Source organism: Saccharibacillus endophyticus (assembly GCF_013185185.1).
In the GTDB taxonomy this organism is placed as follows: Bacteria; Bacillota; Bacilli; order Paenibacillales; family Paenibacillaceae; genus Saccharibacillus; species Saccharibacillus endophyticus.
The window spans coordinates 390,157-403,798 of the sequence record NZ_JAAZWE010000002.1; the positions used below are offsets into that span (position 1 = coordinate 390,157).

Consider the following 13,642-nt stretch of genomic DNA (forward strand, 5'->3'; position numbering starts at 1 on the left):
ACCTTCATCATTTTGAGTTAAAAAGGCATCCAGCGACGCCATATCGCCCGTTCGCGGATCTCCGGCAGCTTGCGCGCGAGCTGCCAGCGATCCGGCCGGTTCGTGCAGATCATCAGATCCGGGTGCATGGAGCCGAGTTCGCGCATGCGGCGGATATGATCCACCGTCCAGACCATGACGTCGATGCCGCGTTCGATCGTCGAGCGGACGAACGCCGCATCCACTTTTCCATGCGCGATCGATAGCAGCTTGCAGCCGCATTCTTCCAGTCTCTGCTCCAGATCCGGAGGACGAGTATCGATAATCAGTCCGCGGCGCACACCCGGTGCGAGAGCACGGGCTTCAAGCAGCGCGTCAGGAATAAAAGAGGTCAAGACCACGTCCTGCTCCATCTTGCGCAGCGCGACCTCTTTCAACACGGCCGCCGCAAGTCCCGTATAGCTGTCCGCTTTGGCTTTCAGTTCGATGTTGACCTTCAATCGTCCGCGAACCTCGTCCAGCAGCTCGCCGAGCGTCGGAATCCGTTCTCCGGCATACCAGCGGGATTTCCAACGCCCGGCGTCCATTTTTTTCAGCTCGGCCAATGTATGATCGCGGACGATCCCGCTACCTCCCGCCGTACGGCCGAGCGTAAAGTCATGGATGACCACCGGCACGCCGTCGCTCGACAGCTGAACGTCGATTTCGATCCATTCGACTTCCCGTATCTTCATCGCCAGCCGCATCGCGGCCAGCGTATTTTCAGGCGCCGCGCCCGAAAATCCCCGGTGCGCGACGCAGCGATTATTCAACATCCGATTCGTCATCTCCCGCGAACATTTAACCGAATACCCTAGTACCTTGACCGCATCAAATCTAAGGTTTGCGTTCATCGGAAACCCGCACGCTTCAAGCGGGTTTTCGAGGGGCGTAACCTAACCTCTTAAGCGGTCAAGGTACTAGTACTCTGTATCACTCAAATAGTAGGTTTACGTTTGGCCGAAACGCACATGGGTCTAGTGCGTTTCGGACGAGCGTAACCGTACATTCATCCGATACAGAGTACTCGTCAATTCGCGCGAACCTGTCCGTCGGCATCGATCCGTACGCCGGGCGACAGATTATCGATACGCTTCAGCAGCTTCTGCGCATCCGCCTTCTGCATCGGAACCGGACGACCCAGCTCGGCCCAATACGGAACCAGCTTCATCGAGCAATCGCCGTTTTTGCTGCACTCCGCCTGGAAAACGCCGGTTTCCCACGTCTTGGCCGTCGCGGATTTGGTGAAAATAAAGTTGCCGGTTCCGTATGCGATCCACTTGCCTTTGTACGGCTCGAAGCCTTGCAGCACGTGCGCGTGACCGCCGACAATCAGATCCGCTCCGGCGTCGATCATGGCGTGCGCCAATGCTTTCTGATTTTCGTCGGGCATATCGACCCGTTCTTTGCCCCAGTGCGCGATCGCGACCACGACATCCGCATGTTTGCGAGCTTCCGCTACGGCTCGGGCGGCGGCTTTCGGATCGTAGGCGCTTGCCGCGCCGGGATGATCCGGGCCCGCGGCCCAATTCGTTTCCGGAAGCACGCGGCTGACGCCGACGATCGCGATCTTGATGCCTTTGCGTTCGACATAGACCGGAGCATAAGCGGCCGAAGCGTCTTTGCCTGCCCCGACATGCGCGATGCCTGCTGCGTCCAGGTTCTTGATCGTATCCAATAACCCTTTGATTCCCTGATCGAGCGTATGGTTGTTCGCCAGATTGACGACATCCACGCCCGCATCCTTCAAAGGACCAAGCGCCTTCGGCGACGACTTGAACACGAACGATTTGTCCGCCCCCGTCGTGCTCAGCGCCGTAACCGGCGTTTCAAGGTTTATAACCGTCAAATCGTCGTTTTTAAACCGCTTTTGCACATAAGCGTACGGGTAGGCGTAGCCTTCCTGCTCTAACAACGACTGTACCTTGCCGGAAAAAATCACGTCTCCGGCAAAGGTGAGGTTGACGACCTTGCCACTGTCTGTCTTGGACGAAGCCGCGACGTCTTGCGGCTCGGGAACAGCCGTCGCCTCGAAGTCGGCAGCCTGGTCTTCGGTTTCCGTTCCAGACGAAACGTCTTCGTCTTGCGGCTGAGCATCGCCTGCATCGTCAGCACGCAACTCGTCGGCCAGGTCGCCTGCCGACGGCACGGCCGCGCCTATGGCGGAACCGACGGTCAGAGGCGGATTCCCGTCTTCGGAATCCGCTTCGCCGCCGTTCGGCAGCCCGTCTCCGGCCTCGTCTCCGGCCTCGTCTTCGGCCGGAGACTCCACGTCCGGCTGCGTATCCGTGCCGGACGGCTCTTCCGGATCGGCTGCATCGCTGCCGATCTGCTCCCCGGCCGCCGCTTCGGAAGCGGCCGGCTCTTGACCCCCGGACGATAATTCTTCGTCCGCCAAGCCCGGCTCTTCCGCGATCCCGGCCGCGGAAGCCAGCGCAGATTCATTCTGCGCGGCTGCCGCGCGCAAAGCCGCAGCCGTGCCGGCTTCTCTGGCAGCATGTTCGCGCGCATACACCAGCGCGCCGCCTGCAACCACCAATACCGCCAATATCAAATTAACCGTCAACAATACCCGGCGCTTGCGCTTCCGGGCTTTTTGGGTTCGAGTGCTTCTCGAACGCGGGGAATCATTCAAGACGTGGAATCTCCTTCAGCTTATTCGGGCATTTCTCAAAACGTACAACCGATATCGAAAACTATTCTTCATTATAGCAGGTTATCCGGCAGAAGGAGAATAAGCGCCCGCAAAAACGAAAAAAGCCGCCTCCTTATCCTGAAGATAACGGAAACGGCTTGCGCCTGATTTCATTTTCGGGAATAAAAACAGACGCTTTTCGCAAAACAAACAGCTTTTTGCTCGTTGTCTCAATCTGCTGCTCGTTTACGCTCGCTTTCTGCCTCTCACACCGCAGACATCGCCGGAACCGCGCTCGCCATTTCCGTCGAAATCTCTTTCGCCTGACGAATACAATCCGGCAAACCTACACCGTCGTAACCGGCTCCGGCAATATAAACCCCCGGCAGTTCTTGCGCCATTTGCTCACGCAAATTGGCGATTTGCTGCTTGTGACCTACCGGGTACTGCGGCATGGAGTTGTTCAAGCGCGTCACTTCGGTGAACAGCGGCTGTGCATCGATATCCATCAGATCGAGAATATCTTTGCGAACCAACTCTACCAATCCGGCGTCATCCTGCTTCAACGCTTCCTGCTCGCCGGCCCGTCCTACGTAACAGCGCATCAGCACTTTGTCGTCCGCGCTGGTGTGCAGCCACTTGGTCGATGTCCAGGTGCAGGCGGTAATCGTACGTTTTTCTTTGCGCGGAACCAGGAAGCCCGATCCGTCGAACGTCGTTCGGATATCCTTTTTATCGAAGGCCAACACGACGTTCGCCACCGACACGTAATTTATCGCATCCAGCGCCGACGCGTCCACGTGAGGCGACAGCAGCCTCGATGTGGCAAAGGTCGGCGTAGTCGCCACGATAGAGTCCGCGGCAAGCAGACTTCCGTCCTCCAACTCCACGTCGTAGCCGCCTTCCGGCCGCTTGCGGATCGAAGAGGCTCCCGTGTTCAATCGCAGATCGACCGTTCCCGACAGCTCCGTGATCAAAGCATGAATCAAGCTTTGCAGCCCTTGGCGGAAAGTCAGGAACATGCTCTTTTTCGTGCCCGTATGCGTCTCCACCGGCTTGCGCCCCGTCATCATGCCCCGGATCAGGCTTCCGTGTTCGCGTTCGACCGCGCCGAACTGCGGGAACGTCGATTCCAGACTCAAGCTGCGCGTATCGCCTGCGTAAATACCCGCAAGCAGCGGCTCGGTCACGTTTTCCAATACTTCGTGTCCCAGCCTGCGCTCGATGAAGTTGCCCAATGATTCGTCTTCTTCGCTCCGGCGCGGCGGCAGCATATAATCCATCAACGCGCGCAACTTGCCCGCGGGCGAGACCAGCTTGCTTGCGAGAAACGGCTTGATTTGCGTCGGAATGCCGAGCACGAGTCCCGAAGGCATCTCGTGCAGCTTGCCTTTATGCAGCAGGTAAGTTTTTTTGGCATCCGGGTTGGTCGTCACCAGATCATGATCGATCTCGAGCTCTTTTGCCAGGTCGACCATCGCCGTCTTGCGCGCCAGGAACGAATCCGGGCCTTTTTCGATAACGAAGCCTTCCTTGTGCAGCGTCTCGATCTTCCCGCCCCATGCATTCCCTTTTTCCAGCACGGTCACGTTCGGCTCGAAGCCGGCTTGGCGCAGGAAGTTTCGGGTGTAAAAGGCGGCGCTGAGGCCCGTAAGGCCTCCGCCGATGATGACGACGTTACGCTGTTCAGCCATGAACCAGCGCCCCTTTTTTGCATTCGGTCACGATGCAGTCGGCTATCGTCTGCATGTACAGCGGATCGGTGTTCAGCGAATCGATGCGCATCAGGCGAACGTCCAGCTCCGCGGCCACGTCCTGCGCTTCGATATCCAAATCGTACAACACTTCCAGGTGATCCGACACGAAGCCGAGCGGCGACACCAGCATATAGCGAACTTCTTTTTCCGACAGCTCCTTCATCGTATCCAGCACGTCCGGACCGAGCCAAGGCTCCGCCGTGCGTCCGGCGCTCTGCCACGTGAACTGCCAGTTGGTCACGCCTGCCGCGGCCGCGACCGCTTCCGACGTTTCCAGCAGCTGGTCGCGGTACGGATCGCCGATCGACAGGATGCGTTCCGGCAGGCTGTGCGCACTGAACAGCACTTTGACTTCATCGCGCGGCGCGCCGCTTTCCACGAACGCGTCCAGCTTGGCCGACACGCGCTTCGAGAACGCTTCGATCAGTTTCGGATGCAGGTGGTAGCTTTCGATAAAGCTCATCTTGACTCCGGTCTCTTCCGCCGTTTCTTTCGCGCGCTTGATGTAGCTGCCCACGCTCATCGTCGAATAATGCGGAGCGAGCACGATGCCGACCGCTTCGGCAATCCCGTCGGCCGCCATGTTGCGCACGCCGTCTTCGATAAACGGATGCGCGTGCTTCAAGCCTTGATAACACACGAATTCCGCGTCCGGCAGTTCCAGGCGGTCCAGCTCGGCCTGAATGCCTTCGACCTGACGATCGGTATTTTCGCGCAGCGGGAACACGCCGCCCACGATCGCTTCGTAGCGGTCTTTCAGTTCTTTGAGCTGCTCCGGCGCGGGCGGGTTGCCTCTGCGGATATGGGTGTAGTACGCTTCGACGTCGTCCAGACTTTTTGGCGTTCCGTAAGACATGACGAGTACTCCGATTTTTTTCTTCAACTTGATTTCCCCTCTCTTGCCATGATAGGAGTCGGCTTCGGCCGCTCCGGGACCTTTTTTCGCGTCCGTACGATCTTTTGGTTGAAGCGTTAACGTTATGCAAACCGCGAAAAGCCGCGAGTGCCTTGATGACGCACTTGCATGCGGATTCCCGCCGTATTGTCGTTTCTTTCCTTTATTTAACTATTTAACCCCTAGAGATAACGCGCGACAGCGCCTGAGCCGAGTATTCATGCACGTATCCGGTCAGCTCGCGCAGCTTGTCCAGCGAAGCTTCCGGGAACAGGCCGTGCCCCAGGTTGAAAATGTATCCGGGCTGCTGCACGCCTTCATCGATAATTTTCGCGGCGCGCTCGTGAATGAGTTCTTGCGGTCCGGTCAACACGAACGGATCGAGATTCCCTTGCACGGCATAGCCCGGTCCCAGTCTTCGGCGGCCTTCGGCAATCGATACGCGCCAATCCAGTCCGATCACGTTGGCTTTCAGTCCGCGCAATGTCGGCAGCAGCTCGCCCGAAGCGACACCCGGGAAGTAAATCTTCGGCACGTTCTGCATTTCCGGCATTGCCGACAGCTCGTCGAAGATTCGCGTGATCGTCGGCAGCACGTAATGGGCAAAGTCCGCCGGAGACAGCGCGCCCACCCAACTATCGAACACCTGGAACGCTTTGCCGCCGTTTTGCACGTGCGCGCGCAGATAAGCGATCACCATGTCGCCCAGCTTGTCCATGAGCGCGAACCAGGTTTTCGGCTCGCTGTACATCATCGTTTTGGTGCGGATGTAATTTTTCGACGGACGTCCTTCGATCAGGTAACTGGCGATGGTAAAAGGAGCCCCGGCGAACGTGATCAGCGGCACGTCCAGCTCGCGGTCCAGTATCCGGATCGTTTCCAGCACGTGGCCGAGATCGCCTTCGACGTCGATCGGGCGCAGGCGCTCCACGTCGGCGAGATCCCGGATCGGATTGTCGATGACCGGACCGACGTCTTTCACGATATCGAAATCGATGCCCAGCGAGGCAACCGGATTCATGATGTCCGAATACAAAATGGCCGCGTCCACGCCCAGCTTGCGCACCGGCATCAGCGTGACTTCGGCCGCAAGTTCCGGTTGGCGGCAAATTTCGAGAAGCGAATAGTTTTCTTTGATTTTGCGGTATTCCGGGTCGTATCGGCCGGCCTGTCTCATGTACCAGACAGGCAGACGATCGACCTCTTGACCATAACAGGCCCGGATAAAACGATCATTATAAGTCATGTCGACGAGAGCCTCCAATATCGGTTGATAACGGTCTATAAAATACATTCAATTTTAATTATGCGCTTTTGAAACGTTTGTCACAAGCTAGGATTGCGACGATTGTTTGACGTTTTCCTACCTATATATTATCCACCCGAAGCAGCCGTTTGGAAACCGCTTCGGGCATTTTCTCATTCAACGTTCACTTATTCTTCACCATTGCGATCGCCAATCCGTCGTAAGCAGGCAGCAGCGTTCCGAGCAATCTCGGGTCGTCCGCCATGCGGCGGTTGAATTCGCGCACGATTTGAATCGCCGGACCGTTGCGCTCGAAATTCAGCGTGCGTCCGCGCAGCAGCAGATTGTCCGCCACGATTACCGCGCCCGGATTCGCCATTTCGATCGCCATATCCAGATAGTTCAGGTAGTTCAATTTGTCCGCGTCGATAAAAAAGAAGTCGAATTTCTCGCCGGCCGCCTTCAACTGCTCCAAGCTGTCCACCGCAGGTCCGATCATGTAACGCGTCCGATCGCCGAAGCCCGCTTCGATCAGATGGTTTTTCGCGACTTCCGCATAATCGGGCCGAATCTCCAGCGAAGTGATCGAGCCGCCTTCCGCCATGCCGCGAGCCATGCAGATCGCGCTGTATCCGCCGAGCGCGCCGATTTCCAAAATGCGCTTCGCCCCCGTCAACGTCACCAGCAGCGTCAGCATTTTGCCGTATCCCGGCGCTACCGACACGTCCGGCATTTTCGCGGCGTGGATTCTTTCCTTGATTCTGATTAAAAGGTCGTCCTCGCGGGCGAGATCGTCCATATAAATTTCGGCAGCCGAAGCGCTCGTATGCAAGTCGTTCATTTTATTCACTCTCCGTTTTCGCTTATCCATTGTTTCCGAATATATTGTAACCGCAGCAGTGTTCCCCTATACTAGATTGAGCATTGGGCGCACGAATACCCCCGGAAGCGCATATTGCGCCCGGACACGTCTGTCTTCATCTGATCATTGTACGATTTTATCGCAGGCTTCACAAGCGGCTTAACCGATTTTCTTCGCTGCGCCGCGGATCTTTACCGCCTGCTTTCACCTTTAATAAACGGAGCTGAACTTATGAGAATTCCTGAACAATTAACCTTGATCGCGACTTGTGCCATGGGCATCGAAGCGGTCGTCGCACGCGAATTGAAAGACCTCGGCTACGCCGATGCCCGCACGGAAAACGGCCGCGTCACCTTCACCGGCACGCCTGCCGATATTTGCCGCGCCAACTTGTGGCTGCGCACCGCCGATCGCGTCCTGATCAAAATGGCCGAATTCCCGGCCGTCACGTTCGAAGAACTGTTCCAAGGCGTCAAAGCCGTCGATTGGGCCGCCTTCATCCCGGAGTACGGCGAATTCCCGGTCAACGGACGCTCGCACAAATCGCAGCTGTCCAGCGTTCCCGCCTGCCAATCCGTGACGAAAAAAGCGGTCGTCGAGAAAATGCGGGAATCGTACGGCACCGAATGGTTCAACGAAGACGGTCCGCTGTTCACGCTCGAAGTGACGATGCTGAACGATATCGCCACGATCACGCTCGACACGACCGGCCCTTCGCTGCACAAACGCGGCTACCGCAAAACGACCGTCGAAGCGCCGTTGAAAGAAACGATGGCCGCCGCGCTAATCCTGCTCAGCCGCTGGGGCCCCCACCGTCCGTTCTACGATCCGTTCTGCGGTTCCGGCACGCTGCCGATCGAAGCGGCGCTGATCGGCTGGAACATCGCGCCGGGCCTGCGCCGCAGCTTCCCGTCCGAACGTTGGGATTTCGTGCCGGAGGAACTGTGGAGCCAAGCGCGCGACGAAGCGTTCGACGCAGTGCGCGACGAGATTCCGCTGAACATCGGCGGCAGCGATATCGATCCGGAAGCGGTCGAGATCGCCAAAGCTTCGGCCAAACGCGCGGGTCTCGGCACCGAGATTTCGTTTAGCGTCCAGCCTGTCGCCCGCTTCAAAGCGGAAGGCAAATTCGGCTGCGTGATCACCAACCCGCCTTACGGCGAACGTCTCAGCGAAGAAGAGGAAGTCGAGAAAATGATCCGCCAGCTCGGACGCGCCGCGCTCGATCTGCAGGACTGGTCGTTCTTCGCGATTACCCCGACCGAGAACTTCGAGCAAAACTTCGGCAAAAAAGCCGACAAGCGCCGCAAGCTGTTCAACGGACGGATCGAGTGTCAGTTCCTGCAGTTCTTGGGACCTCTGCCTCCCCGTCGTTAAGGAGTGACTACGTTGCGAATATTGAATTCTTTATCGACAAGACCCGGCCCCAAGCCGGGTCTTCTCTTTACCTCTATCGTTTACGTGTTGTTCGTGATTCTTATGCTGGGCAAGCTGCGTCTGCTGCACGGCAATCTGCACCTTCCGTACATCAATATGGGCGCTACGGATTTTCTGATCGCGGCGGGCTGTGTGCTGGCTCTCTCGTTTTGGGTATTCTGGCTGCCTGTGCGCGCTCGCTTATGGGCATTGGCACTGCTAGACCTGCTGCTGACGGCGCTGATCTTCGCAGACCTCGTTTATTTCCGCTACTTCGGCGACTTTCTGACGGTTCCCGTGCTGCTGCAAGCCGGGCAGGTGGAATCACTCGGCGGCAGCATCGCGGAACTGCTGCGCTGGCGCGACCTGTGGCTGTTCGCCGATTGGCCGCTGATTCTGGCCGCCGCGCTGTGGGACTGGTCTAGACTGCGTAAAAATGTTCGGGTCTTCTCAGGCACATCCGCGTACTCGCTCGGAACGGGTACGCCGTCGTCTTCGCGCCGAAGCGTCCGTTTCCTCCAACGATTTGCGGCCGGACTTCTGGTGCTGGTCATCGGGTTCTCCGCCGCCTTTTTCCCGATCCGACACGCTTCCCAGACCTGGGCCAAAAACCTGCTGGAAAACAACTGGTGGAACATGTCCATGTACAACGTGACCGGGCTGCTCGGCTTTCACGCGATCGACGCTTACCGCTATGCGAAGACCGCGATCGGTAAAGGGCAATCGTTATCGGATGAACGTCTGACGGAAATACGCGACTGGTTTCAGCAAGGCCGCGCGTCTCGCACAGGTCCGGCGGAATTGCTAGGACAGTATAAAGGCAGCAACGTCGTCATGGTGCAAGGCGAGGCGTTCATGAACTTTTTTGTCGGAAAAGAAGTAAACGGACAGCCGATCACGCCGAATCTCGACGCGCTGATGAAGGACAGTCTGTATTTTGATCACTTTTACCAGCAAACCGGGCAAGGCCGTACCTCCGATGCCGACCTTGCTGCCAACTTCTCGCTGCATCCGCTGCCTTCGGGTTCCGTGTTTATCCGGTACGCCGACAACGAATTCGAAACTTTGCCTTCCATCCTGAAAGAACAAGGCTATTCGGCCAACGTGTTCCACGCTTACGACGGCAGCTTCTGGAATCGGAATCGGATGTATCAGGAGATGGGCTACGATCGTTTTTATACGGAAAAAGATTACGAGATCGACGAACCGCTCGGCTGGTCGCTCGGGGATCGCTCGTTCTTCAATCAGTCTGTCGGGTTTATGGAAAAAACGCCGGAGCCGTTCTACTCGTTCCTGATCGGCCTCAGCAGCCATCATCCGTATAATTTGGCACTGAAAGACGAAGACAAGCTTCCGGTCGGCGAGTTTGAAGGCACGACGTTCGGCGATTATTTGCAGTCCGTGCATTACGTCGATTCGGCTTTGGGCGATATGGTGCAGCGGTTGAAAAGCGACGGGCTATGGGACAATACGATCTTCGTCTTCTACGGCGACCATGACTACTCCCTCGACGAGCGCGAATCCGTAAGCAAATTACTGGGACGCGAAGTGTCGGAGTTCGAGTACACGCAGATGATGGGCCAAGTCCCGCTGCTGATGCACCTGCCGGACGGACAGCTGGCGGGCACTTACGAACAGCCCGGTGGTCAGCTTGATATCATGCCTACACTGCTGTCGCTGCTCGGAGTGGATGCCGGGAATTACGCGCTGATGGGCAGCAATCTGCTGAACGACTCCGAGCAGGAACGACTCGTCGCGCTGCGAACAGGCGCATTCACCGACGGCAAGATCTACTACGAACCTTCTCCTGACGGCATGTTCGAAAACGGAATCTGCTATGATCTCGCAACCGGACAACCGACCGACGTGGAACAAGCACGGGCAGGGTACGACGAGGCGGTAAAGCGTCTGGCGATTTCGGACGATGTGCTGGCGAAAGATTTGATTCCGACGCTGGATTTGAAAAAATAACGTCTCGCTCCGCGCCAAATTTTTTCGCAATATCCCATAAAAAGCCCCGAATTCCGTCAATCCGGAACTCGGGGCTTTTTGGAAATCGGCCATACACGCAGCTCAATGCCGAGCCGCGACGTACCGATTATGATTTTTTAATAAAAGGCGCGACCTTCTCCAGCACTTCGGCTTCTGTCGGAGCGCTGACGTAACGGCCGTTGATGAAGACGAATGCCCGTTTGCCGCAAGGACCGCAGTACGACTTGCAGCCGACCTTGATCTCGGCATCGGGAGCCATTTTTTGCAGCTTCGGCACGATGGTCTTCATGCGCACGTGCTGACATTTGTCGCAAACGCGAATATCGTTAGCCATGATTCTTCCCTTCTTCTTCGGCGGTTCTTAGTGGTCGCCGTGGTTGCCTTTCGACGGATTCGTGATCACGAATCCTTCTTCCTGGGTGCTGTACAGATAATCGATCTTGATTCCGTCGAGCAGCGGTTCGCTGGCATCGACCAGAACGCTGATGTCCTTGTCGGTCGCAACCAATTCGTCGCCGTCTTTTTGCTTATCCAGATCCATGCCGTAGTGGGCATGGTCGCCGTGCGAATGCGTAATGAATACGCGAACGTTCATTTCTTTGTTTTCTTCCTTGTTCAACTCTTCCAGCAGTTTCTTCGCAGCGTTGCGCGTAATTTTGACCTTCATGACAGACTCCTCCCGCCTGCGGTTTCAAACCGCGGCTCTTCATAAAATAATGATGCAGCAAAAGGCAGCACTCAACCTTGCATGGATGCAACCTGCCAAATGGCTTTCGTTCTTGCGATATACTCGGCCAGCCACTTTTGTGCGATTTTCTCGAACATATCCGATTCTCCGCTGTGCAGGAACCGATGCTCGGGAATGGAATCGCCGGTCTCCAACTGTCCTTTTTCATACAAAATCGTACTGACCTCGCGAGCCGTCTCCTCCGCCGAACTGATCAGCTTCACGGACGGTCCCATTACCCGCTGAATGGTGTCCGCAAGGAACGGATAGTGGGTGCAGCCCAAAATCAGGCAATCGAGCGGCAGCGCACGCAATGGGAGCAGTTCGTTTTTGACGATCTCATACGTGGCCCGACCGCTAAAATGCCCCTGCTCGACCAAAGGAACAAACGACGGACAAGCACGGCTGACCACATTGACAAAAGGAGAGATCTGTTTCAACGCTTGGGCGTATGCCCCGCTATCGACTGTTCCTTTTGTGCCGATGACTCCGATAATGCCGTTGTTTGCTTTGCTGATCGCCGCGCGGGCACCCGGATGGATGACGCCGACAACCGGAATATCCACCTTCTCCGCAATCGTATCGAGCGCAGCGGCGGTGGCCGTATTGCAGGCGATGACGATCATTTTCGGATTGAACGTCATCAGATAATCAACGATCTGCTCCGTAAATGCGCGGACTTCCATGAGATCGCGCGGTCCGTAAGGGGTACGCGCCGTATCTCCGAAATAGATGATTTGTTCTCTCGGCAATTGACGCATGACCTCTCTGGCCACGGTCAGGCCGCCGACTCCCGAATCCATTATCGCAATAGCTTGCTGCACGAGTACACGCTTCCTTCATATCGTTTTCCCGAACATCCGCCTCGTACGGACAAAACGCCGCAAGAGGTGGACCGGGGTTAAAATTAAGCCTAAACTCTATCATAGCGAAGCGACTCCCTCGCCGCAAGCAACTTTTGGACGAATCGATTACTCCTCTTCGGAAGTCGACGAATGCGAATCTTGCCTTAGCGGAGTCTGGCGATTCTCTTGCATTCGGTATTCGCGCTCGGAGCGGAACTCGGTTCCGTCTTCCTCCCGCAACCGATAGCCCGAGCCTGAATCTTCTTCGTCATCCTGCCAAGCGTTCGCTTCATCCTTATCATACCCGACCGGATCTTCGGTTTGTGTTCCGGCATAATGGGGATGGCCCGGATTGAGGTCGATCACCGCGCGTTCGGGAGCCAGGACGGAGCGCTGACGCTCGCAGCGCCATCTGAGTCCGGCGCCGCCGAGCAGTTGTCCGTCTGCTGCTTCGCCTGCATTTCCGTAAACGTAGTAGGAGGCGCCGTAGATCATTGGAATCACCCGATCCGGCGTCATATCCACTACCCGGCACTGAATGTCCGGCACGCCGAGAGCGGTCAAGCCGAGCGTATCGACCAGCACTTCGTTTTGCCGCTGCATCTGATAGACTCTGACGTTCAGCGCCCCGTAAAGCGGCTCGTTCGGATAAGAGGCCAGGAAAGTTCCCGCATCGATCAATTGTCCGCTCGGCTGCCAATAGATCGCATCACAGCCTGTCGTCTCGATCACGCTTGCCAAGACGGACTGGAACATCTCAATCCGACGCTCAAACGGCAGCATGGCCGCGTACCAATCGCACAGCGTTACCGCATACCGATACTCTTCAAGCCGCTCCGCTCCGCCTTCCCATTTCCAGCTTTGTTGAAGCACGCCTTCCCAATTCAGATCCTCGCGAATCTCTCTGGGCTCGAAGACTCTCGTCTGCGCGGGCACTTCCGCATCCGTGAAATTCACGGTGTAATCGCCATGATAAAAAACGGCGGCCAGCTCGAAGCGATCGCTGCCGGTCGTCTCCTTGCGACGCAGCGCCTCGTTCTCCACTTGTTCCGTCTCCCGAAACGGTCCCGTGTTGATCGCCGTCTTGCGGATGCGTTGATGAATCCGCTCAAAGATCCGCGAAGGTTCCAGCTTCGGCTCCTCCCGGAATAATAACTCGACTGCATATACCGGAAGGAATCCCGGTTTCATTTTCTTGCCTTCTTTTGGTTGTTGTCCTGCCGAATCGGCCATGTGTCTGCTTCCCCCT

At 56.8% G+C, this 13,642-nt stretch carries 12 protein-coding genes; 2 read left to right on the forward strand and 10 right to left on the reverse strand.

What is annotated here, in order from left to right:
- Positions 1-17: 17 nt before the first annotated feature.
- The 6 genes from HRQ63_RS07720 to HRQ63_RS07745 all read right to left on the reverse strand — a co-directional run bounded on the left by HRQ63_RS07720 (position 18) and on the right by HRQ63_RS07745 (position 7,392).
- Positions 18-791, reverse strand: a complete 774-nt coding sequence (locus HRQ63_RS07720; protein WP_172243369.1) for a glycerophosphodiester phosphodiesterase — start codon at positions 789-791, stop codon at positions 18-20.
- A gap of 257 nt (positions 792-1,048) precedes the next feature.
- Entirely contained in the window at positions 1,049-2,653 is a 1,605-nt protein-coding gene (locus HRQ63_RS07725) for a CapA family protein (protein ID WP_229714273.1), read from the reverse strand.
- A gap of 266 nt (positions 2,654-2,919) precedes the next feature.
- The gene (hemG, locus tag HRQ63_RS07730) at positions 2,920-4,347 is read right to left on the reverse strand and encodes a protoporphyrinogen oxidase (protein ID WP_172241527.1); all 1,428 of its coding nucleotides are present in this window, start codon (positions 4,345-4,347) and stop codon (positions 2,920-2,922) included.
- On the reverse strand, positions 4,340-5,293 hold the full coding sequence (gene hemH, locus HRQ63_RS07735) for a ferrochelatase (protein ID WP_172241530.1): 954 nt from the start codon (positions 5,291-5,293) through the stop codon (positions 4,340-4,342). Before hemH ends, hemG begins: the two co-directional genes overlap by 8 nt.
- A gap of 187 nt (positions 5,294-5,480) precedes the next feature.
- Complete coding sequence (hemE, locus tag HRQ63_RS07740) at positions 5,481-6,551, reverse strand: uroporphyrinogen decarboxylase (protein ID WP_172241533.1); 1,071 nt, start codon at positions 6,549-6,551, stop codon at positions 5,481-5,483.
- Positions 6,552-6,735: 184 nt separating this feature from the next.
- On the reverse strand, positions 6,736-7,392 hold the full coding sequence (locus HRQ63_RS07745) for an O-methyltransferase (RefSeq protein ID WP_172241536.1): 657 nt from the start codon (positions 7,390-7,392) through the stop codon (positions 6,736-6,738).
- Positions 7,393-7,644: 252 nt separating this feature from the next.
- Here HRQ63_RS07745 and HRQ63_RS07750 point away from each other — a divergent pair, with 252 nt between their 5' ends.
- Both HRQ63_RS07750 and HRQ63_RS07755 read left to right on the forward strand, forming a co-directional pair.
- Positions 7,645-8,790 carry a THUMP domain-containing class I SAM-dependent RNA methyltransferase gene (locus tag HRQ63_RS07750; RefSeq protein WP_172241539.1) on the forward strand — a complete coding sequence of 382 codons (1,146 nt, stop codon included), beginning with the start codon at positions 7,645-7,647 and terminating at the stop codon, positions 8,788-8,790.
- 12 nt (positions 8,791-8,802) lie between these two features.
- Positions 8,803-10,800, forward strand: coding sequence for an LTA synthase family protein (locus HRQ63_RS07755; protein WP_172241542.1), 1,998 nt, complete (start codon positions 8,803-8,805; stop codon positions 10,798-10,800).
- A gap of 127 nt (positions 10,801-10,927) precedes the next feature.
- Here the strand turns inward: HRQ63_RS07755 and HRQ63_RS07760 are convergent, their stop codons facing one another.
- From HRQ63_RS07760 to HRQ63_RS07775, 4 genes are all read right to left on the reverse strand, one after another.
- The gene (locus HRQ63_RS07760; RefSeq protein ID WP_037282874.1) at positions 10,928-11,155 is read right to left on the reverse strand and encodes a YuzB family protein; all 228 of its coding nucleotides are present in this window, start codon (positions 11,153-11,155) and stop codon (positions 10,928-10,930) included.
- A gap of 27 nt (positions 11,156-11,182) precedes the next feature.
- The gene (locus HRQ63_RS07765) at positions 11,183-11,488 is read right to left on the reverse strand and encodes an iron-sulfur cluster biosynthesis family protein (RefSeq protein ID WP_037282876.1); all 306 of its coding nucleotides are present in this window, start codon (positions 11,486-11,488) and stop codon (positions 11,183-11,185) included.
- Between the two features lie 71 nt (positions 11,489-11,559).
- Positions 11,560-12,372, reverse strand: a complete 813-nt coding sequence (racE, locus tag HRQ63_RS07770; protein ID WP_037282878.1) for a glutamate racemase — start codon at positions 12,370-12,372, stop codon at positions 11,560-11,562.
- Positions 12,373-12,519: 147 nt separating this feature from the next.
- Positions 12,520-13,626, reverse strand: coding sequence for a DUF4261 domain-containing protein (locus HRQ63_RS07775; RefSeq protein WP_172241545.1), 1,107 nt, complete (start codon positions 13,624-13,626; stop codon positions 12,520-12,522).
- Between the last annotated feature and the right edge of the window lie 16 nt (positions 13,627-13,642).

Bases quoted from the DNA above. Each gene is read 5' to 3' on its own strand.
- HRQ63_RS07745 (WP_172241536.1), bottom strand. From the start codon at position 7,392: ATGAACGACTTGCATACGAGCGCTTCGGCTGCCGAAATTTATATGGAC.
- HRQ63_RS07765 (WP_037282876.1), bottom strand. From the start codon at position 11,488: ATGAAGGTCAAAATTACGCGCAACGCTGCGAAGAAACTGCTGGAAGAG.
- HRQ63_RS07775 (WP_172241545.1), bottom strand. From the start codon at position 13,626: ATGGCCGATTCGGCAGGACAACAACCAAAAGAAGGCAAGAAAATGAAA.
- HRQ63_RS07750 (WP_172241539.1), top strand. From the start codon at position 7,645: ATGAGAATTCCTGAACAATTAACCTTGATCGCGACTTGTGCCATGGGC.
- hemE (WP_172241533.1), bottom strand. From the start codon at position 6,551: ATGACTTATAATGATCGTTTTATCCGGGCCTGTTATGGTCAAGAGGTC.
- hemG (WP_172241527.1), bottom strand. From the start codon at position 4,347: ATGGCTGAACAGCGTAACGTCGTCATCATCGGCGGAGGCCTTACGGGC.
- HRQ63_RS07760 (WP_037282874.1), bottom strand. From the start codon at position 11,155: ATGGCTAACGATATTCGCGTTTGCGACAAATGTCAGCACGTGCGCATG.